The organism is Pelagimonas sp. (assembly GCF_050633425.1).
Classification (GTDB): Bacteria; Pseudomonadota; Alphaproteobacteria; order Rhodobacterales; family Rhodobacteraceae; genus Pelagimonas.
This window is the reverse complement of sequence record NZ_JBOEGM010000004.1, coordinates 481,503-506,229: the sequence shown is the minus strand read 5'-3', so window position 1 is coordinate 506,229 and position 24,727 is coordinate 481,503. Positions and strand designations below refer to the sequence as shown.

Annotated in this window: 29 protein-coding genes; 12 read left to right on the top strand and 17 right to left on the bottom strand. The window is 56.3% G+C overall.

Features of this window, described 5'->3' with window-relative positions; genetic code table 11:
* The first annotated feature begins 287 nt into the window (after positions 1-287).
* Positions 288-503, top strand: coding sequence for a DUF1127 domain-containing protein (locus tag ACRBB0_RS04395; protein ID WP_431373182.1), 216 nt, complete (start codon positions 288-290; stop codon positions 501-503).
* 167 nt (positions 504-670) lie between these two features.
* Here ACRBB0_RS04395 and rpsD read toward each other — a convergent pair whose 3' ends face one another.
* Positions 671-1,291: a 30S ribosomal protein S4 gene (gene rpsD, locus ACRBB0_RS04390; protein WP_431373181.1), complete on the bottom strand. Its 621-nt coding sequence runs from the start codon at positions 1,289-1,291 to the stop codon at positions 671-673.
* A gap of 242 nt (positions 1,292-1,533) precedes the next feature.
* Here rpsD and ACRBB0_RS04385 point away from each other — a divergent pair, with 242 nt between their 5' ends.
* The 3 genes from ACRBB0_RS04385 (at position 1,534) to phbB (ending at position 4,559) form a co-directional block, all read left to right on the top strand.
* The gene (locus ACRBB0_RS04385; RefSeq protein ID WP_431373180.1) at positions 1,534-2,361 is read left to right on the top strand and encodes an EAL domain-containing protein; all 828 of its coding nucleotides are present in this window, start codon (positions 1,534-1,536) and stop codon (positions 2,359-2,361) included.
* A 147-nt stretch (positions 2,362-2,508) separates the two neighbouring features.
* Positions 2,509-3,684, top strand: a complete 1,176-nt coding sequence (locus tag ACRBB0_RS04380; RefSeq protein ID WP_431373179.1) for an acetyl-CoA C-acetyltransferase — start codon at positions 2,509-2,511, stop codon at positions 3,682-3,684.
* 152 nt (positions 3,685-3,836) lie between these two features.
* Positions 3,837-4,559, top strand: coding sequence for an acetoacetyl-CoA reductase (gene phbB / locus ACRBB0_RS04375; RefSeq protein ID WP_431373178.1), 723 nt, complete (start codon positions 3,837-3,839; stop codon positions 4,557-4,559).
* A 108-nt stretch (positions 4,560-4,667) separates the two neighbouring features.
* On the opposite strand, the gene ACRBB0_RS04370 is transcribed toward phbB, so the two are convergent.
* Positions 4,668-4,823 carry a hypothetical protein gene (locus tag ACRBB0_RS04370; RefSeq protein ID WP_431373177.1) on the bottom strand — a complete coding sequence of 52 codons (156 nt, stop codon included), beginning with the start codon at positions 4,821-4,823 and terminating at the stop codon, positions 4,668-4,670.
* A gap of 111 nt (positions 4,824-4,934) precedes the next feature.
* Between ACRBB0_RS04370 and gcvA the strand changes: the two genes are divergently transcribed.
* A complete protein-coding gene (gcvA, locus tag ACRBB0_RS04365) occupies positions 4,935-5,876 on the top strand; it encodes a transcriptional regulator GcvA (RefSeq protein ID WP_431373176.1) in 942 nt (313 codons plus the stop codon).
* Between the two features lie 26 nt (positions 5,877-5,902).
* Here the strand turns inward: gcvA and ACRBB0_RS04360 are convergent, their stop codons facing one another.
* From ACRBB0_RS04360 to ACRBB0_RS04350, 3 genes are all read right to left on the bottom strand, one after another.
* Positions 5,903-6,076 (bottom strand): YdcH family protein, encoded by a 174-nt coding sequence (locus ACRBB0_RS04360; RefSeq protein ID WP_431373175.1) that lies wholly within the window; start codon positions 6,074-6,076, stop codon positions 5,903-5,905.
* 117 nt (positions 6,077-6,193) lie between these two features.
* Complete coding sequence (locus ACRBB0_RS04355; protein WP_431373174.1) at positions 6,194-6,967, bottom strand: tRNA1(Val) (adenine(37)-N6)-methyltransferase; 774 nt, start codon at positions 6,965-6,967, stop codon at positions 6,194-6,196.
* Positions 6,957-7,172: a DUF2007 domain-containing protein gene (locus ACRBB0_RS04350; RefSeq protein WP_431373173.1), complete on the bottom strand. Its 216-nt coding sequence runs from the start codon at positions 7,170-7,172 to the stop codon at positions 6,957-6,959. The genes ACRBB0_RS04355 and ACRBB0_RS04350 overlap by 11 nt, the downstream gene beginning before the upstream one ends.
* A gap of 54 nt (positions 7,173-7,226) precedes the next feature.
* Between ACRBB0_RS04350 and ACRBB0_RS04345 the strand changes: the two genes are divergently transcribed.
* A complete protein-coding gene (locus tag ACRBB0_RS04345) occupies positions 7,227-8,225 on the top strand; it encodes a polyprenyl synthetase family protein (RefSeq protein ID WP_431373172.1) in 999 nt (332 codons plus the stop codon).
* A gap of 37 nt (positions 8,226-8,262) precedes the next feature.
* Here ACRBB0_RS04345 and ACRBB0_RS04340 read toward each other — a convergent pair whose 3' ends face one another.
* From ACRBB0_RS04340 to ACRBB0_RS04315, 6 genes are all read right to left on the bottom strand, one after another.
* Positions 8,263-9,078 carry a 4-(cytidine 5'-diphospho)-2-C-methyl-D-erythritol kinase gene (locus tag ACRBB0_RS04340; protein WP_431373171.1) on the bottom strand — a complete coding sequence of 272 codons (816 nt, stop codon included), beginning with the start codon at positions 9,076-9,078 and terminating at the stop codon, positions 8,263-8,265.
* The gene (locus ACRBB0_RS04335; protein WP_431373233.1) at positions 9,068-10,747 is read right to left on the bottom strand and encodes a tetratricopeptide repeat protein; all 1,680 of its coding nucleotides are present in this window, start codon (positions 10,745-10,747) and stop codon (positions 9,068-9,070) included. The genes ACRBB0_RS04340 and ACRBB0_RS04335 overlap by 11 nt, the downstream gene beginning before the upstream one ends.
* A 153-nt stretch (positions 10,748-10,900) precedes the next feature.
* Positions 10,901-11,188 carry a hypothetical protein gene (locus ACRBB0_RS04330; protein WP_431373170.1) on the bottom strand — a complete coding sequence of 96 codons (288 nt, stop codon included), beginning with the start codon at positions 11,186-11,188 and terminating at the stop codon, positions 10,901-10,903.
* Positions 11,189-11,249: 61 nt separating this feature from the next.
* Positions 11,250-12,899, bottom strand: coding sequence for an electron transfer flavoprotein-ubiquinone oxidoreductase (locus ACRBB0_RS04325; RefSeq protein WP_431373169.1), 1,650 nt, complete (start codon positions 12,897-12,899; stop codon positions 11,250-11,252).
* 261 nt (positions 12,900-13,160) lie between these two features.
* Positions 13,161-14,189 carry a hypothetical protein gene (locus tag ACRBB0_RS04320; RefSeq protein ID WP_431373168.1) on the bottom strand — a complete coding sequence of 343 codons (1,029 nt, stop codon included), beginning with the start codon at positions 14,187-14,189 and terminating at the stop codon, positions 13,161-13,163.
* Positions 14,190-14,282: 93 nt separating this feature from the next.
* Complete coding sequence (locus ACRBB0_RS04315) at positions 14,283-15,608, bottom strand: vWA domain-containing protein (RefSeq protein ID WP_431373167.1); 1,326 nt, start codon at positions 15,606-15,608, stop codon at positions 14,283-14,285.
* Positions 15,609-15,673: 65 nt separating this feature from the next.
* Between ACRBB0_RS04315 and ACRBB0_RS04310 the strand changes: the two genes are divergently transcribed.
* The 4 genes from ACRBB0_RS04310 to ACRBB0_RS04295 all read left to right on the top strand — a co-directional run bounded on the left by ACRBB0_RS04310 (position 15,674) and on the right by ACRBB0_RS04295 (position 18,274).
* Positions 15,674-16,456, top strand: coding sequence for a DUF6502 family protein (locus tag ACRBB0_RS04310; protein ID WP_431373166.1), 783 nt, complete (start codon positions 15,674-15,676; stop codon positions 16,454-16,456).
* Positions 16,453-16,632: a hypothetical protein gene (locus ACRBB0_RS04305; protein WP_431373165.1), complete on the top strand. Its 180-nt coding sequence runs from the start codon at positions 16,453-16,455 to the stop codon at positions 16,630-16,632. The genes ACRBB0_RS04310 and ACRBB0_RS04305 overlap by 4 nt, the downstream gene beginning before the upstream one ends.
* A gap of 156 nt (positions 16,633-16,788) precedes the next feature.
* Positions 16,789-17,259 carry a transcription elongation factor GreA gene (gene greA, locus ACRBB0_RS04300; RefSeq protein WP_431373164.1) on the top strand — a complete coding sequence of 157 codons (471 nt, stop codon included), beginning with the start codon at positions 16,789-16,791 and terminating at the stop codon, positions 17,257-17,259.
* 10 nt (positions 17,260-17,269) lie between these two features.
* Positions 17,270-18,274: a hypothetical protein gene (locus ACRBB0_RS04295; RefSeq protein WP_431373163.1), complete on the top strand. Its 1,005-nt coding sequence runs from the start codon at positions 17,270-17,272 to the stop codon at positions 18,272-18,274.
* 9 nt (positions 18,275-18,283) lie between these two features.
* Here ACRBB0_RS04295 and ACRBB0_RS04290 read toward each other — a convergent pair whose 3' ends face one another.
* Genes ACRBB0_RS04290 through ACRBB0_RS04270 form a run of 5 tightly spaced genes read right to left on the bottom strand, consistent with a single transcriptional unit; the run spans position 18,284 to position 23,012 of the window.
* Positions 18,284-19,243 carry a homocysteine S-methyltransferase family protein gene (locus ACRBB0_RS04290; RefSeq protein WP_431373162.1) on the bottom strand — a complete coding sequence of 320 codons (960 nt, stop codon included), beginning with the start codon at positions 19,241-19,243 and terminating at the stop codon, positions 18,284-18,286.
* Positions 19,244-19,265: 22 nt separating this feature from the next.
* Positions 19,266-21,032: a bifunctional molybdopterin-guanine dinucleotide biosynthesis adaptor protein MobB/molybdopterin molybdotransferase MoeA gene (locus tag ACRBB0_RS04285; protein ID WP_431373161.1), complete on the bottom strand. Its 1,767-nt coding sequence runs from the start codon at positions 21,030-21,032 to the stop codon at positions 19,266-19,268.
* Entirely contained in the window at positions 21,029-21,667 is a 639-nt protein-coding gene (gene mobA / locus ACRBB0_RS04280; RefSeq protein WP_431373160.1) for a molybdenum cofactor guanylyltransferase MobA, read from the bottom strand. The genes ACRBB0_RS04285 and mobA overlap by 4 nt, the downstream gene beginning before the upstream one ends.
* Complete coding sequence (locus ACRBB0_RS04275; RefSeq protein WP_431373159.1) at positions 21,664-22,140, bottom strand: hypothetical protein; 477 nt, start codon at positions 22,138-22,140, stop codon at positions 21,664-21,666. The genes mobA and ACRBB0_RS04275 overlap by 4 nt, the downstream gene beginning before the upstream one ends.
* On the bottom strand, positions 22,137-23,012 hold the full coding sequence (locus tag ACRBB0_RS04270) for a formate dehydrogenase accessory sulfurtransferase FdhD (RefSeq protein ID WP_299935931.1): 876 nt from the start codon (positions 23,010-23,012) through the stop codon (positions 22,137-22,139). Before ACRBB0_RS04270 ends, ACRBB0_RS04275 begins: the two co-directional genes overlap by 4 nt.
* Positions 23,013-23,061: 49 nt before the next feature.
* Between ACRBB0_RS04270 and ACRBB0_RS04265 the strand changes: the two genes are divergently transcribed.
* Positions 23,062-23,778 (top strand): AzlC family ABC transporter permease, encoded by a 717-nt coding sequence (locus tag ACRBB0_RS04265; protein ID WP_431373158.1) that lies wholly within the window; start codon positions 23,062-23,064, stop codon positions 23,776-23,778.
* Positions 23,775-24,101 (top strand): AzlD domain-containing protein, encoded by a 327-nt coding sequence (locus ACRBB0_RS04260; protein WP_431373157.1) that lies wholly within the window; start codon positions 23,775-23,777, stop codon positions 24,099-24,101. Before ACRBB0_RS04265 ends, ACRBB0_RS04260 begins: the two co-directional genes overlap by 4 nt.
* On the opposite strand, the gene ACRBB0_RS04255 is transcribed toward ACRBB0_RS04260, so the two are convergent.
* Complete coding sequence (locus tag ACRBB0_RS04255; RefSeq protein WP_431373156.1) at positions 24,086-24,715, bottom strand: hypothetical protein; 630 nt, start codon at positions 24,713-24,715, stop codon at positions 24,086-24,088. The genes ACRBB0_RS04260 and ACRBB0_RS04255 overlap by 16 nt on opposite strands.
* Positions 24,716-24,727 lie beyond the last annotated feature (12 nt).

Genomic DNA, 24,727 nt, shown 5'->3' with positions numbered 1-24,727 from the left:
TTTGCGAAATCTTCAAATTTGGCGCTATAATGGGACTGTGAGTGTGACCGCAACCTTAGCGATGTGATTTAGCTTCGGAACGGCTTTTAATCTTGTGTAACGATGCATTTCATCAAAGTGGGGGTGGCTCTTGGGCCGCCCCCTTTTTCTTGTGTTACGCGCCCTGAGGCCCAACTTGAGCCATGCATAATGGTGTTGGCGGATATGTTAGCGCCCTACTACCTCATCGCTGCGACGCAGCATAAGTTGGTTTCAGAAACACGTTATCAATTCACGAGGCGCACTCCATGGCACATGTATCGACATCCGTTCCCGTCAAGGCCAGCCCGTTTTCGGGGTTCTTTGAAGGCTTTTTCTCTTGGCTCGTCCACATCGCAGAAGCAAATGCGCGTGTGGCCCAAATCGAAAACCTCCAGCGTATGACCGACGAACAACTCGCCGCCAAAGGCCTGAAACGCAGCGATATCGCACGTCACGTCTTTCGCGATATTCTGTATATCTAATCACGTGGTCAGCGCGTTCTGCGCGCGACAACATCAAAAAACGCGTCCTTTTGGACGCGTTTTTTTGTTGTCTACCGCCCCCCTGGAAACGGCATCTCACCCGCATCACGGAAACGCAAAAGGCCGCCCCACATGGAACGGCCTTTCGATAAAATTGAAGACGACGCTTAGTTCTGAGCGTAGTATTCGATCACCAGGTTCGGTTCCATAACAACTGGGTAAGGCACATCGGCCAGACCAGGGGAACGCACAAACGTGGCGGACATTTTGGAGTGATCCGCTTCGATATAGTCAGGAACATCACGCTCAGGCAGCTGAGTCGCTTCGATCAAAGCCGCCATCTGGCGCGACTTTTCACGAACTTCAACAACGTCACCTTCTTTAACGCGGTAAGAAGGAATGTTGACGCGCTTGCCGTTCACCAGAACGTGGCCGTGGTTTACGAACTGACGCGCAGCAAACACAGTTGCAACGAACTTGGCGCGGTAAACAACCGCGTCCAGGCGGCGCTCCAGCAATGCGATCAGGTTTTCGCCGGTGTCGCCTTTGACACGCTCAGCTTCACCGTAGATGCGGCGGAATTGCTTTTCAGTCAGATCGCCGTAGTAGCCTTTCAGCTTCTGCTTGGCGCGCAGCTGCAGGCCGAAGTCGGACATTTTGCCTTTGCGGCGCTGACCGTGCTGACCGGGGCCATATTCGCGGCGGTTTACTGGTGACTTTGGACGGCCCCAGATGTTTTCGCCCATGCGGCGGTCGATTTTGTACTTGGCAGATGTGCGTTTGGTCACAGCTGATATCCTTCAGTTAGGTTTTGAAGGGCGTTGTCCTCTTTCCGGATTTTGCCGAAATGACAGGGATCCCCTTGCGGGGGCCACCAACACCAATGAAGGCGCGCTTATACGCCAGCATGCGGCCGTGTCAACCACCTTTGACACGGCCACGTTCGCTACAATTCGATGCAAACCCGAGCATTAAGAGTCACTTAAGCCCTTCACGTCACAAATGTGGCAGGTTCGAAACGGAGGCGGATTTGACACGCGACCACACGAACATCCCTGGCGGTACGCGCAATGCGCTGGAACACGCCCTTAGTACACGGGATGCAGGCATACTGGATATGGTCAAACGGGCGATCAAGCACCGTCAGGTTATGCTTGCCTTCCAACCAGTTGTACAATCACAAGCAATGAACCAGGTCGCCTTTCACGAAGGGCTGATCCGCGTTCTCGATGAAACTGGCCGAATTATCCCCGCCGGGGACTTCATCAACACAGTTGAGGAAACCGAATACGGTCGATTGCTTGATTGCATTGCTTTGGAAAAAGGAATCGCTGAACTAAGTCGCGTCCCGGATTTGCGTCTGTCGATAAATATGTCGGCGCGCTCCATTGGCTATAAAAAATGGATGCGCACACTGAACAAAGGGCTGTCTCAGGATCCGACTGTCGCGGAACGACTGATTCTCGAAATCACCGAACATTCCGCCATGCTGATACCGGAATTGGTGATCAACTTCATGACAGAACTGCGCGGCAAGGGGATTTCCTTTGCCATTGATGACTTCGGATCGGGGTATACGGCTCTTCGTCATTTCAAGGAGTTCGATTTCGATATCCTCAAGATTGACGGCGAGTTTGCGGTTGGAATTGCCGAGGACGCAGACAATCAGGTTCTTGTTGGGGCAATGGTCTCAATTGCTGAGCAATTTGATATGTTTACTGTGGCCGAATACGTTGAAAATCTGGCGGATGCCCAATGTCTCGTAGACCTTGGTGTCACCTGCCTACAAGGTTACTATTTCGCAGCGCCCACCGTCACCCCGCCGTGGCGTGACGAAGAAAACAAACGCACCGCGTGACCTTGCGGAAGGCCTGAGACACACTGTCTCTTTTGCTGCACCGCAGCTTCATCTATTCCTTTCCTCTGATAGGCGAGCAATACAAGGTTTTGCACAACGCGAAACCGCGCTAAGTATTGCCTCGTACGCTTGGCCGGAGGAATTCATATGACCAATGTCGTTATCGCATCTGCAGCACGGACAGCCGTGGGCAGTTTCAGCGGTTCTTTTGCAAACACCCCTGCACATGATCTTGGCTCTGCCGTGCTAGAAGCACTGGTAGAACGCGCCGGCATCGAAAAAGGTGAGGTCTCAGAGACTATCCTTGGTCAAGTATTGACCGCTGCTCAGGGCCAAAACCCCGCACGTCAGGCCCATATCAATGCTGGCCTGCCGCAAGAAAGCGCAGCCTGGGGTATCAACCAAGTGTGTGGCTCGGGTCTGCGGGCTGTCGCATTGGGCGCCCAACACATCATGTTAGGTGATGCGTCGATCGTTTGCGCGGGCGGTCAGGAAAACATGTCATTGTCCACACATGCTGCGCATCTGCGTGCCGGCACAAAAATGGGCGACATGAAATACATCGACACGATGATTCGTGACGGCCTCTGGGATGCTTTCAACGGTTACCACATGGGCCAAACCGCCGAAAACGTCGCTGCTAAGTGGGACATCACCCGCGATATGCAGGATGAATTCGCCGTTTCATCGCAAAATAAAGCTGAAGCCGCTCAAAATGCAGGTAAATTTGACGACGAAGTGATCCCCTTCACCGTCAAAAACCGCAAGGGCGACATCATTGTCGACAAAGACGAATACATTCGTCACGGCGCAACAATGGCGGCCATGCAAAAACTGCGCCCCGCCTTTATCAAAGACGGCACAGTGACGGCGGCCAACGCGTCTGGCTTGAACGATGGGGCCGCAGGTGCCTTGTTGATGAGCGCGGATGAAGCTGAAAAGCGCGGAATTGAGCCTTTGGCCCGCATCGCGTCCTATGCCACTGCCGGTCTCGACCCATCAATTATGGGTGTTGGCCCGATCTACGCTTCCCGCAAAGCCTTGGACAAAGCAGGTTGGTCGGTTGGCGATCTTGATCTCGTCGAAGCCAACGAAGCCTTCGCCGCTCAGGCCTGTGCCGTGAACAAAGACATGGGCTGGGATCCGGCCATTGTGAACGTCAACGGCGGCGCAATCGCCATTGGTCACCCCATCGGGGCCTCGGGCTGCCGCGTTCTCAACACTCTGCTCTTCGAAATGAAGCGCCGCGACGCCAAGAAAGGTCTCGCCACGTTGTGCATCGGCGGCGGCATGGGTGTCGCACTCTGCGTTGAGCGCCCATAAATTTCGGATTTCCGAAATAAGGGGCGCCTTCGGGTGCCCCTTTTTTATGTAAGCGCCGCGGTGCGGCAATAAGTTTGCGCAATATTCTTGCGCACATCGATCAAATTCAATAACAACCTTACCCAGAGGGTAGTCACATTTTGGAGAAGACAATGGCAAGAGTTGCACTCGTCACCGGCGGTAGCCGCGGTATTGGTGAAGCGATTTCAAAAAAGCTGAAAGCAGAAGGTTACGACGTTGCCGCAACATATGCGGGCAACGACGAAAAGGCCGCTGCCTTTACCGAAGCCACAGGCATCAAAACTTATAAATGGAACGTCGCCGACTACGAGGCCTCCAAAGCTGGTCTGGCACAGGTCGAAGCCGATCTTGGTCCAATCGACGTTGTAGTCGCCAATGCGGGGATCACCCGTGACGCGCCATTCCACAAGATGACACCGGAACAGTGGAGCGAAGTCATCGACACCAACCTGACCGGTGTTTTCAACACTGTTCACCCGATCTGGCCCGGCATGCGCGAGCGCAAGTTCGGCCGTGTCATTGTGATCAGCTCGATCAATGGTCAAAAAGGCCAGTTTGCTCAGGTGAACTATGCTGCAACCAAAGCCGGTGATCTTGGTATCGTTAAATCCTTGGCCCAAGAAGGCGCTCGCGCTGGCATCACCGCCAACGCCATCTGCCCCGGCTATATCGCCACCGAAATGGTGATGGCGGTTCCTGAGAAGGTTCGCGAATCGATCATCGGCCAGATCCCAGCCGGTCGCTTGGGTGAGCCAGAAGAAATTGCACGCTGCGTAGCCTTCCTGGCTTCGGACGATGCGGGCTTCATCAACGGCTCGACCATTTCTGCCAACGGCGCACAGTTCTTCGTCTAACGGCCGGTGCCACCTGGGCATCAGGTCTTAGCCTTTTGAATAAGAAAAAACGCCCCCGGAGCCATAAGGTTCGGGGGCGTTTTATGTTCGGACCGTAAGTTTATCGGCTTAACCGGCGGGCGCGGCCTGCGGTTTTGGGCTCAGGGAAACATTGGGACGGAACGAAAACAATCCAGTCCAGAACGCGGCAAAGGCCGCGCTGCGTTCGGCATGGGCCACTTTGATGGCACGTTCCATTTCACGGCTGTGAGCAATCTCAATCATAGTGTCCTCCTGGGGTTTGGGTTAGCATCTCTTGACTGTCCTCAACGTATGCCTCACGAATAAAAACAACAAACGAGACTATTTCAGCCGTCAGTTAAGAAAAACTAATCCATGAATGATCGCCTTCCCCCGTTGACAGCCCTCCGGGCATTTGAAGCCGCTGCCCGCCACATGTCTTTCGCCAAGGCCGCTGATGAGCTGCATGTCACACCGGCAGCTCTCTCGTTTCAGATAAAAAACCTCGAAGAGCATCTGGGCCAGCCGGTGTTTCATCGCCTCAACCGGGCTGTCGAGCTCACCGAGGCCGGGCATGCTCTGGCTCCTGGCACAAGCGAGGCCTTCATACGGCTTGAAACCGCTTGGAGAGCGACGCGTAGATTGCAAGACACCAAAGCGCTGTCCGTCACTGCGGGCCCGGCCTTTACCGCCAAGATTCTTGCGCCACGCTTGTATGATTTTGCTCGGGCCCATCCCGAGATTGAATTGCGCTTTGCCGCCAGCCTGCGCACCATGGACTTTAACCGTGATGAAATTGACGTGGCTGTGCGCTATGGCGACGGGCCGGATACCGGGCTTTACAGCCGGACCCTGCAAAATGACGCGGTTATGCCGATGATGCGCCCCGATCTTGCTGAGCGCTACACCTCGCCCAAATGCTTGATAAATGCGCCGCTGATTTACGGTGATCCGCTTCCCTTGTTGCATGCCAATGCCAACTGGAAGCATTGGTTTCGCGCCAATGGGATCGAACACGACCCAACTTTGGCGGCCCAGTTTTCGCAACCCGATCATGCGCTGGATGCGACCTTGGCAGGCGACGGAGTTGTTTTGGGGCGGTCCGCCTTGGCATCGCGGTATTTGGGTAGCGGGCAACTTGTAGCACCCTTCAAAGTTGCATTGAAAGTGCCTACTCGGTTCCGATTTCTTTGCGTTTCCGGCAATGAAAAAAGGCCGCAAATTGCGGCCTTTAAAGAATGGTTGTTTTCCGAGATTGGAAAATTACCAGATGGAACACTTGGGAAAACCCAAATCCCTATCGAAGACCTGCTGTGACCAGCAGGTCATGAGGTGAAAAGTCCTTACGCGACTGGCGCGCTGAGCCGTTCGATCTCTTCTTTGATCTTCAGCTTTTGCCTTTTCATGTCCACGATTTGCAGGTCATCCACCCCCGGAGCGCGTTGCGCATGTTCGACGGCATCGGAAAGCGACTGATGTTTCTTCTTCAGTTCCTGCAGGTGTGAACTCAAGCTCATAGTTTCCTCCTTTTGATGGGTAACATAAGCAGTCCAGCACAATCAGAACCCGTTGTCACGCTGCAGATGCACAGTCTTGCTTCAGATTTGTGACAATTGCGGCGTTATTGAGCAAATTCAGGCCGAAAAGTGCAGCGCGGCACCCTGACTCAATATAGCGTCAAACCTGTCTGTGTATCGGTTGCCGGGTTCAACATGCACAAGCCCTTCATGCATGATTTGCGGCGCGTGGAATTGAAACGCCGCCCGCCCATCTTTTCGCCCCCGCAACAAAACAAGCCTTGGCGGCCTGCCTTCACGCGGCAGCAAGGGCAACAATTCGAGCGCGCCGATGTGACGCCGCATAGCGTCAATCAATTCAGGCAGCCTGTCTGACCTTTGTATGAAAGTCGCATACCCACGCGGCCTAAGGCGTTTTGTCGCAGTCTCGACCCACTTTTCCAAGGCCGTCTCGCCGGCAAGCGCGATCTCCCGCCCCCCGTCCGTCGCCTTAATACGCCCGTCAGATTCAAAATACGGGGGGTTTGCAATCACGTGATGAAAGCTTTGCGCCTTCATTTCCGCCGGTGGATCACTCACATCGCCTTGCCAAATCTTGCCGGTCAACCCGTTGGAAACCAGATTTCTCTGCCCCAGCGCAGCATACCCCGGTTGAATTTCCAACCCATACAGCTGCAGGCCGGGAACCCGCGCGCCCAAGCAACACAGGGCTGGCGCGGCCCCACAGCCCAGATCAAGCACCGTTTGGCCCGCTTGAGCGTCAATGGATGCCGCCAACAAAACCGGATCAACCCCCGCCCGATACCCATCGCGCGGTTGCTGTAACATCACCTTGCCGCCCAAAAAGGCGTCGGTGGTCAACCCGTCTGTTTCAAAGGTTTCAACCTTCAAAAGTCACTCCATTTTCGCGTAACACGCGCCGCGCCTGATCAAGCTCATCGCGGCGGACCATCAGGCGGCGCGGCAGTATGCCTATGCTCCCTTCGAGTATGCTCATGTTTACGTCCAATTCAAAGCTGTCTATACCCATCTCGTCCAGAAGGGTTTTCGCCAGCGGGATCAGCGTGATGTCGGTGGTTCGTAAAAGCTCTTCCATGACTAGGATGTAAGGACAAGGCGCGGCAAATGTCGACCCTTGCACGGGAGTGTGATGAGCGTGGAGCAAACACCACTAAAACCGCATGAGCGTCTGGCAGCGATGCTCGACGACGATATGGCCGACGTGAACACGTTGATCCGCACGCGAATGGCATCGGAACACGCGCCGCGCATCCCCGAGGTCACAGCCCATTTGGTTGAGGCAGGCGGCAAACGTCTGCGCCCCCTGTTGACCTTAGCCGCGGCGCGCATGTGCGGCTACACAGGCCCCTACCATGTGCATCTGGCCGCCACTGTTGAATTTATTCACACCGCAACGCTGCTGCATGATGACGTCGTCGACGAAAGCGATAAACGACGCGGCCGCCCGACCGCCAACCTTTTGTGGGACAACAAATCAAGCGTTCTGGTCGGCGATTACCTGTTTGCCCGATCGTTCCAGCTGATGACAGAGACCGGCAATCTGGATGTGTTGCGCATTCTATCCAATGCGGCAGCAACCATTGCCGAGGGCGAAGTCTTGCAACTGACCGCCGCCCAGGACCTCTCGACCACCGAAGCGACGTATCTACAGGTTGTCCGCGGCAAAACCGCTGCGCTGTTCTCGGCAGCGACCGAAGTCGGCGGAGTTATCGCTGGCCGCCCCGAGGATGAAATCAAAGCCCTGTTTGATTACGGCGACGCATTGGGCATTGCGTTTCAGATCGTCGATGACCTGCTCGATTATTGGGGCTCTGACGCCACCGGCAAAAACGTCGGGGATGATTTTCGCGAGCGCAAACTGACGTTGCCTCTGATCAAGGCGATCGGCAAAGGCAATGACGAAGAGCGCGCCTTTTGGAAACGGGTCATCGAAAAAGGTGATCAGCGCGATGGCGATCTCGAACATGCGATTGAGTTGCTCAACAAGCACGGTGCCTTGGAAGAGACCCGCCAAGAGGCGTTGGCTTGGGCTGAAAAGGCCAAAAAGGCCATGGCCGTTCTGCCGCAAAGCGAATTGCGCGACTTGTTGATCGAACTGAACGACTTTGTCGTGTCTCGGGTGAGCTGATCTGGTCGGCTCGCCGAGGCAAACGCGCCACCCAAAGTCACGTCAGCGTCGCATATTCCACCCACCACTCTGGGCGGCGTTGTTTCAGATCGCGATAGACCGCCTCGTGGTGCCCGCGCGCTTCAAATAACCCAAAACACGTGGCACCTGATCCTGACATGCGTACAATTCGTGCGCCTAGAAACGACAACTCACGCAAAACATCCGCAATGATGGGTTGGGCGGCTATTGCTGGCGCTTCAAGGTCATTGCGCTGATCTGCTAGCCACGTCCAAAAGTCAGAAGAACGATGGGTTTTCGGCATCATATCCATTTCCGAATTATTCTTTCTTTCTAAACCCTTAAATACTCTAGGCGTCGGGACCGAAACGCCCGGATTAACCAAAATCGCCTCAAGAGGTGGAATTTTTATCGGGCTCAAAACCTCGCCGATACCTTGCATTCGCGTGGCGCTGGCAATCTGGCAGACAGGGATATCCGCGCCGAGCAAAAGCGCATCACCGTCGAATGGCCGGTCAAACAACTGCTCCATCGCCTTTAACACCGCCGCTGCGTCAGAAGATCCGCCACCGATCCCGGCCGCATGGGGCAGGTTTTTTTCAAGCGTGATAGCAACAGTTTCACCGAACAGTTCCGCCGCCTGCCAGCACAGGTTTCGCCGATCCGTCGGCACCCCTTTTGCAAAAGGGCCCGTAACGTCGATACGCATCTCGTCTGCCTTGGCAACAGTCAAACGATCGCCGATATCTGCAAAACTAACCAGTGAATCCAGCAGGTGATATCCATCATCCCGCTGGCCAGTCACGTGTAAAGTCAGGTTGATTTTTGCAGGCGCAAAAACCTCAATCGCCATTCGCCACCTTTAACGGCTCCGCACCCTCTTCGGATAGAACTTGATCAAGCCCAACCTCAAGTTTGCGGCGAATACGATCAACATCGGCTTCTTCGGCCGCCTCTTCCCAATCAGCAAAGCTTAGCGCGCGTTTCCACATAAACTCAGCCTCCCGCACCCGGCCAACGGCCCAATACACATCGCCCAGATGGTCATTTACAATAGGGTCGATTGGCATCAGTTCAGCGGCCCGTTCCATATGCGGCACCGCTTCCTCGTATCGGCCCAGACGGTACAACACCCAGCCGAGCGAATCGACAATGTAGCCAGCATTGGGCTGCTTGGCGACGGCGCGTTGAATCATTTCAAGCGCCTCATCCAGCTTCATCTGCTTTTCCACCAGAGAATAGCCGAGATAGTTCAAAACCTGCGGCTGTTCTGGATTCAGCTCAAGCGCTTTGCGGAAATCGACTTCCGCCGCATCCCAATTGTCTTGACGCTCATTTGCAATTCCGCGCGTATAGAACAAGAACCACTGGCGATCCGTGACCTCTTCGTAGAGATCAATCGCCTTGGTGTAAGCCGCGCTGGCTTCTACAAATTTTTCATCCGCTCGATACATGTCGCCCAATGTCGAATGCACAACCGGCAAGTCACTGTGGCTTTGACTTAGGCTTTGCAGAACCGCAATGGCCTCATCGTTCTTATCTTGCGCCCGCAAGGCTGCGGCGCGCCCCAGTTCCGCCGCGTGATGCGAACTGTCCTCTTCGGGAACGCGGGCATAGGTTGTGACAGCCAGCTCATACCGCTCCATCGCATCCAAAACTTCGGCCGTTAGCAGAATCGCATCGACGTGATCAGGGCGCAGATATTCAGCGATTTGAGTGTAAATCAGCGTCAACTCATCATTATTTTCGTTCGAGAGCGCACCGCCGAGCGAATAAAACACCTCAGCAATACCATCGCGGGGCGATTTGATATGCGTAAAGGTAAGCTGTTCCCCCGCTTCCAATGCCGAGCGCATTGCGTCCAACTCCGGGTCAAGATCACGTCCGAAAGCCCGTCCGAGCAAAGCGATGGCATCGTCGTTGCGATCAAGTTGGCTTAGAATTTCACAATGCGCCATCACCCCGCGCCGGGTCAGCCCCAAGCCACCGGCACCATCCGCCGCAAAAATCGATTCAGCGTTTTCGAAATCGCCCACCGACGCCAGCGCAAGCGCCTTGTGGTAGACTGCAAACCCACCCAAACCCTGGATCTTTTTGACGTCATCAAATCCGACAATGGCCGCGCTCATGTCGCCTTGACCAAGCTGCGCCCAGGCTTGAACCAAGCCATCCGCAAGCGGACCAAGGGCGCGTTTTTCGGTGATTGCCTGCAAGACAGCAGCATAGTTTTCGGATTTCGCATCACGAGCCACGGTCGCCATTTGCGCGATCTGGCTGGTGAGACCCAAATCAGCCATGTGTTGGGCTAAACCCGAGGCCGTTTCAACCTGCCCCAATGCGAGATTGGCCAAGACACCGCGCTCCAACAGTTCGGGGCGGTCAGGGTCGAACATTATGGCACGGCCGTAATAATGCGCCGCCGTCTTGAAATCGCCCATGAAACTGGCTTGCCGGGCGGCAAGGTAGTCACCGGAAATCCCGTTGGCTCCGGCGCTAACCGGCAGCCAAACTCCAGCTGCCATCACTGCTGCACGAATTGTGTTTGCCCAAAATGCCACTATGCGCCCCTTTGTTATAAGCACTGTCGACTCAAGCCTAAGGCCACCGCAAGGCCAAAGCAATCACACAGCAGTGACAAGGCTGTCATTCCAGACCATAGGGGGGCGATTTGCCTGTCAAAGATCGTGAAAAGCCCGTACTTGCCGCATGATCGACAGTTGCCGTGCGTCTAGTTTCTTACGAAACGCAAGTGCTCCGCCGCTTAGGCTGACGCGAATAATCCGGCCAGTGATGACCTCGCCCAAGACCTTAAACTTTACAGTTTGGCCGGGTCTGGCCCCAACTTGACCGTCAAATCGCAAGCCTGACGCGCTTACATTTGTGACACGCGCAAGAAAGGCCTCTTCGCGCGTGTGAAGCTCAAACGCCCAAGAACTGGGCCAGCGAGAATCCCGTACCTTCATCTTTCAACCATGCATTCCCTGTCGGAAGTGTCGCAGTCAAAGATGAAGGTGGGTTTAACGCTTACATATTTGGATAGTTCGGCCCGTCGCCCCCCTGCGGCACCGTCCAGGTGATGTTCTGGCTCGGGTCTTTGATATCGCAGGTTTTGCAATGCACGCAGTTTTGGAAATTGATCACAAAGCGCGGATCTTTCCCGTCTTCCTTCACAATTTCATACACACCCGCCGGACAATAGCGCTGTGCAGGTTCGTCATACTGGCGCAAGTTCACCATCACCGGCGTATTCTCGTCGGTTAGCTTTAGATGCGCAGGCTGGCTCTCTTCGTGGTTGGTAAAGGAGAACGACACGTTGGTCAGCCGGTCAAAGCTCAGCTTGCCATCGGGTTTGGGGTAATCAATCGGCTCATACGCCGCTGCTGCGCCGGTGCTTTCAGCGTCATTTTTGCCATGCCCAATCGTCCCAAAGAGCGAGAACCCAAAGGTGTTGGTCCACATATCGAAACCGCCCAGAGCCAACGATGCCGTCAGGCCCCATTTCGACCACAACGGTTTGACGTTACGTACCTTTTTAAGGTCAGCCCCGATAGCGCCCTCACGCACTTCGGTCTCATAATCGCTGAGCTCGTCACCCTGACGTTCTGCGCCAATCGCGGCAAATGCCGCTTCGGCCGCCGCTTTGCCGGACAGCATAGCGTTGTGGTTGCCCTTGATGCGCGGCACGTTGACCATGCCTACCGAACAGCCCAACAGCGCAACACCCGGAGCAACCATTTTCGGCATCGACTGATAGCCACCTTCAGAGATCGCCCGCGCACCATAGGCCACCCGTTTGCCCCCTTCGAGAAGCTTTTCAACCATCGGATGGTGCTTAAAGCGCTGGAATTCCATATAGGGGTACAGATGCGGGTTTTTGTAGTTCAAGTGAACCACAAACCCAACATAGACCTGATTGTTTTCAATATGATAGATAAAGGAACCGCCACCGGCATTGCCGCCCAAAGGCCAGCCCATCGTGTGGGTCACGGTGCCTTCTTTGTGCTTGGCTGGGTCAATTTCCCAGATCTCTTTCATACCCAGACCGAATTTCTGCGGCTCTTTACCGGCCTGCAGGTCATATTTCTCGATCACTTCTTTGGACAGGGAACCGCGCACGCCTTCGCCCAGGAACACGTACTTGCCCAACAGCTCCATGCCCGGCTCGTAATTTGGGCCCTTGCTGCCATCGGCTTCGATGCCAAATTCCCCGGCAACAACACCGCGTACTTCGCCATTGTCACCGTAGATCAGCTCGGAACAGGCCATGCCGGGAAAGATTTCGACGCCCAGCGCTTCGGCTTGTTCGGCCATCCAACGGCACACATTGGCCATCGAAACGATGTAGTTGCCGTGGTTGTTCATCAACGGTGGCATAGGTGCATTCGGCACACGGATCTGGCCCGCTTCACCCAGCATGTAAAAATTGTCTTCGGTCACCGGCGTATTGAGCGGCGCGCCCTTTTCTTTCCAATCCGGGATCAGCGCATCAAGGCCCGACGGGTCAAGAACGGCACCAGACAGAATATGCGCGCCCACTTCTGAGCCCTTCTCAAGCAACACGACCTCAAGGTCGGCATTTAATTGCTTTAGACGGATCGCCGCAGACAGGCCTGCTGGCCCGCCGCCTACGATCACAACATCATATTCCATCGACTCGCGTTGCACGTCGCTCATGCCGGTGTCCTCCCGGGAATTGGCTATTTTTCTTCCGGTGCAGAGGTAGCGCGGCAGCGCAGCATTGGTCAATCAGAACACGGCGTCGGTTTGAACGAATGCAACAGAATGTTAAAGAAAAACGACGTTTTCACGTAATTTCCTTGCCCGGTGCCTTGGAGCAGGGACGAAGGCGCCGGGGAACGCTCTGGGCATCGCAACCAAAGATTCGCGCGCTGCGGCGAACCGTCAGCGCTAACAAACTCCTTCATTTGCTTGGGATTAGTAGACCGCCACCGCTTGCACCGAACCGCGATCCGCCGAAACTTTGAACAGGCGCGATGCGTTTGTCCCAAAATACAGCGTGCCGTCTTTGCCCTCGGCGGTCGCCGTCACCCATTCTGCGGGTCCACCGGGCAAACGCTGCGCCGTCAACAAACCTTCGGCCGATCCGCCATCCACAGGAACAAAGCGCAGATCGACGCCATTGGTCAGAACAAAGGTCTTGCCGGCATTATCAACCATCGCGGCATTGAAATAATCCTCTCCCAGATCAATCAATTTGGCCGAACCATCCGCCCCGACCAGCGCACTATCAATATTCGAACGCAGGACCATCATCTTGTCGCCCATCATCCGAACCTGATGCGGATAAGAAACGCGGTAATGGCTCTCGGATGTGGTGAATTCGCCAAGATCAAAATCGACAGTGATCACCGTCGAGACATAGCCATCGGTCTTTTGCTTAAACTCAGCCTTTTGCAGTTTGTTCAGGTCTGCGGGCTGTTCTTGGCTGGTCTCCACATCGCTTTTGGAGCTTTGCGTCAGGATCAGCGCCGATTTCGCGTCCGGCCCAAGCGCCAGCATGTCTGATTTGATCTTGCCCAGCGCCACGCGCGTCATCTGGTTGCCAGTGTCGGCCGCCACCAAACGAATGGAATCGTCTTTCCAATGTTCATCCAGCACCGCAAGAACACCGTTTACACCATCATAAACGACCTCATCGGCCCCCTCGATCCGCCAGACTTGCGCCATATCGGCACTATTATACGCGATCAGCTGTTCTTCTTCGTCCCGCAGATAGACCAACGCGCCATCGTCACTGTGAATGATCTGTCGCACCATTTCAGGAATATAGCGGCGGCTCGATACCTCAAGCGTGTCAGCCCCAACCGTATAAACCACACGGTTCGCAGCGCTTATCAAAACGGTTTGCCCATCAGGCGACACGCTCATGCTTTCGATACCCTGCGCATGGGTCATTCCGGCAAACAACAACAGTCCCGCAAGGGCAGGTTTGAAACAGATCATGGCAATTCTCACTTTTGGCAATAATGCCGACAGCGTAAGACAGCCACCAAGCAAGTCAAATGTCAGGAATGACAGGCTCTGTACCGCCCTGATCTATTGCGCGCATTGCCCGTTTTTGTAATTGCCCACCTCTCGGATCACCGCTTGGCTCGCGGCTTCCTGACGTTGGCCGCTAAGTTCTGAGGCCAGAACCCGCACCAGCAAATCCTTGAGCGTCGTCACCTGATAACAGGCGATTTTGGGCTCTGCGTGGCTATATCCAACCCCTGAATCATCGGTCAGGAACATGTAACGCCCCCCAGACAAAACTGACGCCTGTCGCATCAGGTATTCGCTCTCGGCACCCACCCCACTGGCCCCAAGCCCAAAGATCTGTACCTGTTGGCCAGCGGCAACTTGCGCGGCGCGGATATAGGACAGGGCGTCTTGTTTATGTGGCGGTGCATCCGCGATGTGAAAGATGATCCGCTCGCCCTTGCCACGCCGCCAATCGAGATTCACCGCTGCTTGCATAGCGCGATCTGCCGCCTCAGGGTAATCGCCACCGCCATCGGCGATCAGCCGTTTGAGCCAGCTCTGCATCTGCCGCTTCTGGTCGGTAAACCCATAATTTTGCACGTCATAGGCATCGCCCTCATCGCGATAGGCGACCAACCCATAGCGAATATTCACACCCGGCGCAGCACGGCGCGCTTGCCGAACGATGCCTGAAAATTCCTTGGTCAACCAAGCCAGCTCATCGCCCATGCTGCCCGTTGTATCAAAGACAAACACCAGGTCGAGAAAATCCGGGTTCCAACCATCCGTCGCCGGAACCGTCACCTGGCTCCATCCGCCCGCGCCAATCACCTCGCGCAGAACCTCTTCACCATTGTCAAAGGCGCGCAACTCAACCTTGTTTTGCCGCCCCGCCCCGAGCGAGGCCGGAAAGACCGAAATCCGCCCATCAACACCAGAATAGCCTTTGTGAAACGGGTCCGGTGTCCCCACGGTGCGCAGGCTATAAGATACCCCCGGCGCAGGCTTGCCATTTGGACCAACCATCTGGATTTGGATCGGCGTGAGCAAATTGGCGCGGGGCAGGTCAAGCTCCTTGGCCGCCCGCGCTTGGTAACGCTTGAACGCAGGCAGGTTCAGCGCATCATCAATGTCACCAGCAGTCACAACACCTCGGCGGGCGCGGGGCGACGTTCCGATGGCTGGTGCTTCAGGAGCCATCATCGGTTCAGCTGCGACCTCTGCCAAAGCCGGCTCTACCATCGCCGCGTCGGCAGATTTTCGTGCAGAGCTTGTTCCTGCGTCAAAATCGGACAGGCTGTCAGGGGCGGAACAACCGGCCAGAACCCCTGCGCAGGCAATCAAGGCCAGCAAACGCCCCTTTGTTTTATGCCGTCTTGCAATCATCAAAGCGCCTGTCATCACCACACCTCCTGAAAATGTGCTAAATGCACATTAACTCAAAGCCATTGCTTCTGGCAACCAAAATGTGCAATCTGCACATTATGCCAGCCATGTTCGACTCAATCCTCGCCGCTTTGGCCCGCCTGATGGTAGCACGCGGTGTCGCCTTTTCTGAACTGTCAGAAAGACTAAAGGGCCACTACGTCCAAGCGGCGCAAGAACAGGCAGCCCGCGAGAAAATCGGTGGAAAAATCACCGACAGCCGTCTGTCTGTCATGACCGGCTTGCAACGCCGCGATATTGCGCGCCTGCGGGCTTTTGAACGCAAGGCACCCCGCGCCAATCCGCTCAGTCGGCTTGTGGCCAAATGGCAAAGCGACCCGGATCTCACCCAAAACGGCTTGCCCATCGCCCTGCCCCGCAATGGCCCGGCCCCATCCTTTGAAGCACTGGCGCGCGACATCCGGCAAGATATCCACCCCCGCACCATGCTTGACACATTGCAAGCGGCGGGAACCGTTGCGGTGGGCCAGGACATTACGCTGATCGAAGCCGCCTATGTTCCGTTGCGCGGCAGCGACGAACAAATGTCATACCTGTCCGAAAACACCGGGGATCACCTGATGGCCGCCTGCGAAAACGTGCTGGGCGCTGACCCGGCCCATTTTGAACGGGCAGTGCATTACACCGGCCTCACCCAAACACAGATCGACGCGCTTGATACAGCCTACCAGACGGGTCAAACCGCGCTCTTGACCGACCTCAACACCCAGGCCAGCGCGATGAAAGCCCAAAACGACAACACCGGCACTCATCGCTTTCGCGCCGGGGCCTATTTCTTCTCAACCAAGGTTGCCCGCCAATGACCCGACTCTTTTTTGCGTTCCTCTTGGCGCTTGGCCTGGCGGCCTGTTCCGCGCCATTAGATCAGCTCAAAGCGCCCTCGCCTGCCCCCCAAGCTGAACCCGTTGTGATGGAATCTATTGATCCGTGTCAGTCAGGCGAAGATGGAATTGGCGGCACCGGCTGCCCGGAACTCTAGCCAACAAACGCCGACGGGCAGTAAAACGCCGCCTTTTGCTGGACTTTATCATTGTCCTGTTGCAATGCACCGGGGCATACGCACATTGTGGCCGATACGGGGATGGGCCCATGGGACCGCCCGCCCAACACGAATAAGAAGAACGGATAGTACGAGATGGACAAGTTCCCGATGACCCGCGCCGGTTTCACCGATTTGGAAACCGAACTCAAACAGCTCAAATCCGTTGAGCGCCCGACCATCATTCAGGCCATCGCCGAAGCACGTGAGCTGGGCGATCTGAAAGAAAATGCCGAATACCATTCTGCGCGGGAAAAGCAGGGCTTTATCGAAGGCCGCATCAAAGAACTTGAAGGCGTGATCTCGCTTGCCGAAGTGATTGATCCCACCACCTTGTCCGGCTCGATCAAATTTGGGGCAACCGTGACCTTGGTTGACGAAGACACCGACGAAGAAAAGACGTGGCAGATCGTGGGCGAACACGAGGCCAATATTGAAAAGAGCTTGCTCAACGTCAAATCTCCTATCGCGCGCGGCCTGATCGGCAAAGAAGAAGGCGACAGCGTCGAAGTGCGCACCCCCGGTGGGGTCAAGTCCTACGAAATCCTCGACGTCGTTTTTAAGTAGCCAAAGCAGCATGGCCGACCGTAAAGAAGCCCGCCCGACCCCTGCTGGTCTGTATGACCGCACCGCCGTATCGGGGATCACCTCGATCGAAATGGCGGCGCTGGCGGCCACTATCGTGTGGCTGCTCTTGTCGGGCAGCTATTTCCTGACCGGCGAACCAAGCGAATCCCAAGGCATGAGCTTTTTGCTCAAGGCAATGGTCATTATGATGCCGGTTGCCTTGATTTGGGTCGCCGCGATGACGGTCCGCTCAACCCGTGTGATGCGCGAAGAAAGCGCCCGTTTGGCCGCCGCGATTGATGCGATCCGTCAGGCCTATGTCAACCAAGCCCAGACCGGCCGCAACGAAACGCCCCACCCTGCGGTGCTGAAACGCCTCGACGAAATCGCCAGCACTCAGAAGAACCAGGAAACCACTCTGGCGATGCTTGTCGGCATGCGTCAGGCCGATCCTGTTCAGCAAATCGCGCCCGAGCCAAACCCGCCTGTCGAAGAAGATCAGCCCGCCCTGTCGCTTGGCACCCCTGCCGAAGCGCACCGTCCTCCGCTTTCGAACGAAGACTTCATCCGCGCCCTGCACTTCCCCGAAACCGCCGATGATACCGAAGGTTTTGCCGCCCTGCGTCGTGCTCTCAAAGATCGTCAGGCCGCGCAGCTGATCCAAGCCGCGCAGGATGTTTTGACCCTGATGAGCCAAGACGGCATCTACATGGATGACCTGCGCCCCGATCTCGCCCGCCCTGAAGTGTGGCGCGCCTTTGCCCATGGCAAACGGGGCCGCGAAGTTGCCGCCTTGGGGGGCGTCCGTGATCGTTCATCGCTGGCCCTCACTGCCGGGCGCATGAAACAAGATCCGATTTTCCGCGATGCCGCGCATCATTTCCTGCGCCGATACGATCAAAATATCGTTCAATTCGAACAACATGCCAGTGACGCCGAACTTCAGGAACTGGCAGGCACCCGCACCTCGCGCGCCTTTATGCTTTTGGGACGTGTTGCTGGCACGTTTGACTGACCTGCGCGCTCAAGCGCTATTGTCGATCGACCGCATTCGCATTCCTATATCAATCAGATGGCTCATATCGGTGCCACAACAGCCGCCTAAAACGGTGATCTGATCATTGGCGAGCTTAAACGCCGACAACTGCCGCGCCAATTCAGTCGGATCGCCGGAATCAAGCGTTTCAGCGGTCTCAAGCTCGGCGTGGCTACAGCGCGACGCATTGGCGACAATCCCTTGAAGCCGCTCCGGGCAAACCCCAGCGCGCAGCACATCTCCAAAATGGTCGGGATGGGCGCAATTCACCATAAAATAGCTGGCATAGCTGTTGGTTTGCTTGTCCACCTCGGCAATGGCATCCGCCAAAGACATGCCGCAAAGCAACTTTCCATCAAGCTCAACAGTAAACGAAATCACCACCGGCAGATCCAACGACATGGCGGCGTTAACGATACCGACGGCCTCGTTCGGATAGCCGATTGTATAGGCCGTCACCAAATCCAGATTTGTCTGGGACAAAGCCGAAATCTGCTCAAGGTGATAAAACTCAGCGGCTTTCGCGCTCATTTGATCGCTGGGGGCATAGGCATCACCGCGCGGCCCGATATTCGCACTGAGCAAACAGGGCGTGTCGAACCGATCTTGGTGATCTTCGTCCTGATAGGCGCTGCGAATATCCTCAATCAGGCCAATCGCCTGAATGCTCAGCTCGCGCAATCTTTGCGGTGAATAGCCAAGCGCGCCGCCACGATCCCGATGTGCCGTCCACGTTGGGGCCTCGAGGATCGAGCCAAGCCCAAGCGAACTGGTGATCAACAACTGGCGGCTATAAATCTGGCGCAATTGGCTGCGCCCTTCGTCGGTTTCCAACAGCGGGAAGATCGCAAACCCCGGAAGATCAAGCCCTTTGGAATACAGCAGATAGGTTTCCATGCCGGTATACGTCAGAAAACTACGCCGCTGCGACGGTAAAACATGGGTCACCGACTACTCTCCACTCACAAGTTTACAGGCTAAAGCTACCATATGGATAGAACCGAACCAAGTCGCCCTCGGCTATATCACGCGCCTCATCGCCAAGCTCGACCAACCCTTCGCCCCAGCTCAGGCCAGACACGCGCCCCGATCCCTCAGACTTGAACACTTCGGCCCGGCCATCCCGCATACGCGCGCGCAGATACTCACGCCGCCCCGGTTTCTTGCGCTTGGCAAACGCCGCTGGCAGATCAAAATACGCAGGCTTGCGCCAACCGCTCCCGGCCAAAACAGACAACGACGGGCGTGCAAATATCAAGGTACAGACAAAGGCGGCAACCGGGTTCCCCGGCAGGCCAAACACCGGCACCCCGCCCCATATCCCAAGCGCCAAAGGCCGACCCGGCTTCAATGCAATCCGCCATTCCGCCAAGGCTCCGCTTTCTCGCAACAACGCCGAAACATGATCCTCATCGCCCGCGGATGCCCCGCCGGAGGTCAAGATAACGTCCACCTTGGCCGCTGCGTCGTCCAACTGACCCCGCAAAGCCTCCCGGCTATCAGCCACCCGACCAAGATCAACGGCCTCATAGCCAAATCGCGCAATCGCCGCCAAAAGCATCGGGCGATTGGCATCAAAGATTTGCCCCGGTTGGGCCTCTTGTCCCGGTTCAACCAATTCATCCCCGGTCGACAAAACCCCAACGCGCAGCGGGCGATATACCGGCAACGCGCCAAACCCAATTGCCGCGGCCAAGGCCAAATCCGCTGGGGTCAACACCCGGCCAATGGGCAACGCGATGTCACCCTCGGCCATGTCCTCACCTGCCTTGCGGGTGTTCGCCCCCTGTTTGACCGGGCCGTTGAACGCAATTTGCGTATCGCTGATCGCGCAATCTTCCTCGAGCACAACGGTGTCCACGCCGTCGGGAAGTGCCGCGCCGGTCAACACGCGGATGGCATGACCAGCAGGCACTATGCCTTGAAACGGCACTCCCGCCGCAGCCCGGCCTTCGACCAAGGGAAAGACCGCCTCACCCGGGACCCCACCGGCAAAGCCATAGCCATCCACGGCGGTATTTGGCAGCGGCGGGTTGGATCGTTTCGCCACCAAATCCACGGCCAAAACTCGGCCAGCAGCCTGCATCAGTGGCACAACCTCTTGCCCAACAACGGGTTTCAACCGATCCCGCAGTGCCTCCAACGCTTCATCAACCGGCGTCCAATTCACACCGGGAGGCAGCGCAAAACAGTCGTTTTTCAACGGCGGAGGTTTTAAAGCGGATGTCGGTTGCGGCGTATCCTCGATCAACCCAACAGAGCGCAAAACAAAATCCGCAATCGCCGCTGTGTCATCTAAATCAAAAACCGGTCGGTCCACGTCCAACGTGACATCCGACGCCACCGCCTTGATCGTCGCATCCTTGGGCGCAATCAAATCATGTCCCGCTACCTCTCGAAACGCCTCAATCTTGGGATGCCCCTCGCGTTTATACCCTTCGATCAACACCAGATCGACGGGTTTGAGCCGCGCCAAAAGCGCATCCAAGGGCGGTTCTGCATCGCCACGCAATTCGGTCATCTGCGCCACACGCACGCCCGAGGCCAGCATCACCTCCTGCGCGCCCGCCGCGCGGTGCCGGTAACTGTCGCGCCCCTCGTGATCGACGTCAAAGGCGTGATGGGCATGCTTGACCGTGCTTACCGAAAACCCGCGTGCTGTGATCTCGGACACCAGCCGCTCCATCAACCCGGTCTTGCCCGCATTCTTCCATCCGGTGACGCCAAACACTCTCATGTCAAAAACCCTTCGGCCACCGCCAAATCTTCGGGCGTATTGACGTTGAAAAACGGATCAAATCTGTGCACCGGAAACAGCGCCTCGCGGCCATCATGTTTGTCGGTCCAAAGCACCACTTTGCGCAGCCCATCGTTTAACGCTGCGCGCAGATCATCGCGCAGTGCAACCGGCCAAATGCCAAAGGTCGGGTGCCGGTTTACCTTGCGCCCACCGCCGGATTTTAGCACTTTACCTTCGCCGCGCGGAGTGGTGGCCATAACCAACGGGTGCTCTTGCCCATCCGCGGCCAGCAACAATTGCGGCACCAGATCACCGGGGAAAAACGGCGTGTCGGCGGCGACCGTCACAACCGTATCGGCCCCGCGCGACGCGGCCCAATCCATCCCGGCCAGAACCCCGGCAAGAGGGCCGGGAAATTCGGCGATGCTATCGGGCACAACCGGCAATCGGAAGCGATCAAACCGCACCGCATCGCCATTGGCATTCAACGCCAACCCCGCCACCTGTGGTTCAATCCGCTCAATCACCCGATCCAAAAGCGTCTGCCCACCAAGTGGCAGCAACCCCTTGTCACCACCACCCATCCGGGTCGCCTGACCACCAGCAAGGATCATTCCAACGGGTTGTTTCATTCAATTTCCTTCGGCCAAGGGGATGCGACAATCAATGAGACAAGGCAGCCAATGAAAAATGGCAGTGCCAACCAATTACCACTGATGCCAATTGCGGCAATGATGACAATGAGAAAAGTCAAAACCGGAAGGGTTCTAAGAAAGGACCAGAGTCGAAACTGTCGCAATGCGCCTGTTGCCGCAGGGCTGTGAGGCACCGCCGGTGGATGGCCCCAAATCAAGAGTCGCAGCAAAAGCACCCGAAATGCCCATCCGTTTCCGACACCACTCAAACGCCCGCTATGGTAGATGTTCATCGGGTTAGCATCGATCCAACCCAAAACCCGCAGCTTTTCCAACGGGGTGTTTTGCATTTCGATGAAGTAACGTGACAAACCGGACCATGATCTCCAAAAGCAGGTAAGGCCCCACACCATCACCCCAACAAAGAGTGAAAACCCAACAAGAACCCATTTTACGGCTTCGGGGTTCATTCCGACGCCTTCCGCCGTGACTTCTTGGCCTCTTCAGGAACGCTATCAGGGTCGATATCGCGGACAAGGCGTTCCTCTCCGCTCAAACACACAAAGCGTTTGCCGCGCATCCGGCCGATGCAGGTCATGCCGACTTGACGGGCGATTTCAACGCCCCATGCGGTAAAGCCAGACCGGGACGCCAGCACCGGAATGCCCATCAGCGCCGCTTTGATCACCATCTCCGAGGTCAGCCGCCCGGTGGTATAAAGCATCTTGTCACCGCCTAAGACGCCTTCGGACAGCATCCAACCGGCGATCTTATCAACCGCGTTATGGCGCCCGACATCTTCCATATAGACCAAGGGCCTATCACCCTGACAGAGCACCGTGCCATGGATCGCCCCGGCCTCAAGGTACAAAGACGGCGTGGTGTTGATCCGCTGCGCCAGTGCATACAGCCACGAGGTCCGGAGCTCGGATGCAGGCAGTTCAACCTGATCCAACCCTTCCATCATATCGCCAAACACCGTGCCAACCGCGCAGCCACTTGTGCGGGTCTTTTTCTGAAGTTTTTCTTCGTAGGTCGTTTCGGACGCCGTGCGCACCACAACAACCTCAAGCTCTTCGTCATAATCAACGCCGGTGATGTCCTCGCTATCGCCAAGCATCCCCTGATTGCGCAAAAACCCCAGCGCCAGATATTCGGGGTAGTCGCCAATCGTCATCGCCGTCACGATCTCTTGCCGGTTCAGGTAGATCGTCAAGGGGCGTTCTTCGACCACCGACACATCGACCGGCGCGCCGGTGTGATCTGTCCCCGACACAGCCCGCGTCAAACGCGCGGCGCTGGGATCTGGCGCGATGAGATAATCGTTTTTGGGCAATTGCATATGTCTCGGGCCTTGGCTACGGCTATGGGTCTAGGGCTGGGGGTAAGTCATGGCGCAGAGCGATGTGATGTCAAGCTATTGGAGAGGCTTTCGTGACGGATTGCCCTTCTTCCTAATGATCGCGCCATTCGCGACGCTGTTCGGGGTATTGGCAACGGAATCGGGCCTGTCAGTGTTTGAAACCGTCGCATTTTCGATCGCGGTGATCGCAGGAACCGCCCAGTTTGCCGCGCTGCAATTGATGAACGAAAACGCACCCTTGGTGGTGGTCATCGCCTCGGCGCTCATCGTCAATCTGCGCATGGCGATGTATTCGGCGGCTTTGGTGCCCTATTTGGGGCCTTTGCCGCTTTGGAAACGGGTCATCGCCGCCTATTTCATCGTCGACGTAACCTATGCGGCCTCCGCTCTGGATTACGAAAAGCACCCCAAAGAAACCGTCGATCAGAAATTCGCATATTTCCTTGGTGTCATGACCCCAGTCTGCCCGCTCTGGTATCTGTGCGCCGGGTTGGGGGCTTGGCTGGGCGCATCAATCCCGTCTGAGAACGGCCTCGACTTCGCGCTGCCCATTGCCTTTATCGCCATGATCGCGCCGACCCTCAAAACACAGGCGCACAAAGGTGCGGCGCTGGTGTCCTGCCTGCTTGCTTTGGCGCTGGTTTGGGTGCCGTTTAACCTTGGCCTGATTTTTGCAGCGCTCGGCGGCATGATCACCGGGGCTGAGCTGGAACGCCGACAAGACAAGCAAGAGGGGCTGGCATGATCGACAAAACCGAGTTGTGGATTGTCATCATCGCGCTGGCCATTGGTTCCTTTGGGCTACGCTTCTTGTTTTTGGGGTTGGTTGGTGATCGTGTCATGCCCGATTGGATCACCCGTCACCTGCGCTATACCGCTGTGGCCGTGTTGACGGCTTTGGTCACACCTCTGGTGGTTTGGCCCGCTGCCACCGGCGGACACACCGACCCGATCCGCCTGATCGCGGCCGTGTCAGCTGTTCTTGTGGGGTACTTTAGCAAAAGCGTTTACGGGGCCCTCGCAACCGGGGCCGCCGTGATGATCGCTGCAGCTTACTGGCCTTCCTGAGCCAGCTCTTCTTCAAACTCACGAATGGCGATCGCTTTGTCATCGGCATCATTTTCACGCAAAATGCGTTCGCTGACACCCGGAATAGTCGCCAATTGGTCCGCTAGGTTGTTTGGAAACCACGTACCTTTGATGCTCTCAAAGCCCGGCAATTGCGACAAAATCCGCGCTGTCGATGCGGCGCATTGTGCAGATGGAACCGGACCTGCCGCTTGCGCGAGCCGAATGGCCTTTTGCGCAACCTCAGCAGAGACCTCAATGCGCTGAATGCGCACGTGATAGGTGTTGCGCGCGTGGGCACGTTCGTAGAAATCCTTGATGCGCGGCGTAATTCCATACAGCACGTCATTGATCTCGGGCATATGCGCCATGCGCACAGATCCAGCCGGATCAAAAACGACCCGCTGATTTCCGTTGATCATCAGGCTGGTATGCGCCCCTGACCCAGAACTGTTGGAAATCATCGTATAAAGCGTTAGCGCGGGCGGGCCATTATGCACATAGGCCGCCTTGGACGCTTGTTCAGGAGAGGCGTCAGGAAACCCCTTATCAGTCGCACAGCCTGCGAGCGACAGCGCGGCCAATACAATCAATGCCAAGGAACGCAGTCCCATTAGCTTCTCCCT

Bases quoted from the DNA above. Each gene is read 5' to 3' on its own strand.
- ACRBB0_RS04255 (WP_431373156.1), bottom strand. From the start codon at position 24,715: ATGGGACTGCGTTCCTTGGCATTGATTGTATTGGCCGCGCTGTCGCTC.
- ACRBB0_RS04395 (WP_431373182.1), top strand. From the start codon at position 288: ATGGCACATGTATCGACATCCGTTCCCGTCAAGGCCAGCCCGTTTTCG.
- ACRBB0_RS04270 (WP_299935931.1), bottom strand. From the start codon at position 23,012: ATGCAATTGCCCAAAAACGATTATCTCATCGCGCCAGATCCCAGCGCC.
- greA (WP_431373164.1), top strand. From the start codon at position 16,789: ATGGACAAGTTCCCGATGACCCGCGCCGGTTTCACCGATTTGGAAACC.
- ACRBB0_RS04315 (WP_431373167.1), bottom strand. From the start codon at position 15,608: ATGACAGGCGCTTTGATGATTGCAAGACGGCATAAAACAAAGGGGCGT.
- ACRBB0_RS04285 (WP_431373161.1), bottom strand. From the start codon at position 21,032: ATGAGAGTGTTTGGCGTCACCGGATGGAAGAATGCGGGCAAGACCGGG.
- ACRBB0_RS04295 (WP_431373163.1), top strand. From the start codon at position 17,270: ATGGCCGACCGTAAAGAAGCCCGCCCGACCCCTGCTGGTCTGTATGAC.
- ACRBB0_RS04260 (WP_431373157.1), top strand. From the start codon at position 23,775: ATGATCGACAAAACCGAGTTGTGGATTGTCATCATCGCGCTGGCCATT.
- ACRBB0_RS04360 (WP_431373175.1), bottom strand. From the start codon at position 6,076: ATGAGCTTGAGTTCACACCTGCAGGAACTGAAGAAGAAACATCAGTCG.
- ACRBB0_RS04345 (WP_431373172.1), top strand. From the start codon at position 7,227: ATGAGCGTGGAGCAAACACCACTAAAACCGCATGAGCGTCTGGCAGCG.
- ACRBB0_RS04325 (WP_431373169.1), bottom strand. From the start codon at position 12,899: ATGAGCGACGTGCAACGCGAGTCGATGGAATATGATGTTGTGATCGTA.
- ACRBB0_RS04340 (WP_431373171.1), bottom strand. From the start codon at position 9,078: ATGGCGATTGAGGTTTTTGCGCCTGCAAAAATCAACCTGACTTTACAC.
- phbB (WP_431373178.1), top strand. From the start codon at position 3,837: ATGGCAAGAGTTGCACTCGTCACCGGCGGTAGCCGCGGTATTGGTGAA.
- ACRBB0_RS04370 (WP_431373177.1), bottom strand. From the start codon at position 4,823: ATGATTGAGATTGCTCACAGCCGTGAAATGGAACGTGCCATCAAAGTG.
- ACRBB0_RS04310 (WP_431373166.1), top strand. From the start codon at position 15,674: ATGTGCAATCTGCACATTATGCCAGCCATGTTCGACTCAATCCTCGCC.
- ACRBB0_RS04380 (WP_431373179.1), top strand. From the start codon at position 2,509: ATGACCAATGTCGTTATCGCATCTGCAGCACGGACAGCCGTGGGCAGT.
- ACRBB0_RS04320 (WP_431373168.1), bottom strand. From the start codon at position 14,189: ATGATCTGTTTCAAACCTGCCCTTGCGGGACTGTTGTTGTTTGCCGGA.
- ACRBB0_RS04335 (WP_431373233.1), bottom strand. From the start codon at position 10,747: ATGGCAGCTGGAGTTTGGCTGCCGGTTAGCGCCGGAGCCAACGGGATT.
- ACRBB0_RS04330 (WP_431373170.1), bottom strand. From the start codon at position 11,188: ATGAAGGTACGGGATTCTCGCTGGCCCAGTTCTTGGGCGTTTGAGCTT.
- ACRBB0_RS04265 (WP_431373158.1), top strand. From the start codon at position 23,062: ATGGCGCAGAGCGATGTGATGTCAAGCTATTGGAGAGGCTTTCGTGAC.
- gcvA (WP_431373176.1), top strand. From the start codon at position 4,935: ATGAATGATCGCCTTCCCCCGTTGACAGCCCTCCGGGCATTTGAAGCC.
- ACRBB0_RS04275 (WP_431373159.1), bottom strand. From the start codon at position 22,140: ATGAACCCCGAAGCCGTAAAATGGGTTCTTGTTGGGTTTTCACTCTTT.
- ACRBB0_RS04305 (WP_431373165.1), top strand. From the start codon at position 16,453: ATGACCCGACTCTTTTTTGCGTTCCTCTTGGCGCTTGGCCTGGCGGCC.
- ACRBB0_RS04350 (WP_431373173.1), bottom strand. From the start codon at position 7,172: ATGGAAGAGCTTTTACGAACCACCGACATCACGCTGATCCCGCTGGCG.
- mobA (WP_431373160.1), bottom strand. From the start codon at position 21,667: ATGAAACAACCCGTTGGAATGATCCTTGCTGGTGGTCAGGCGACCCGG.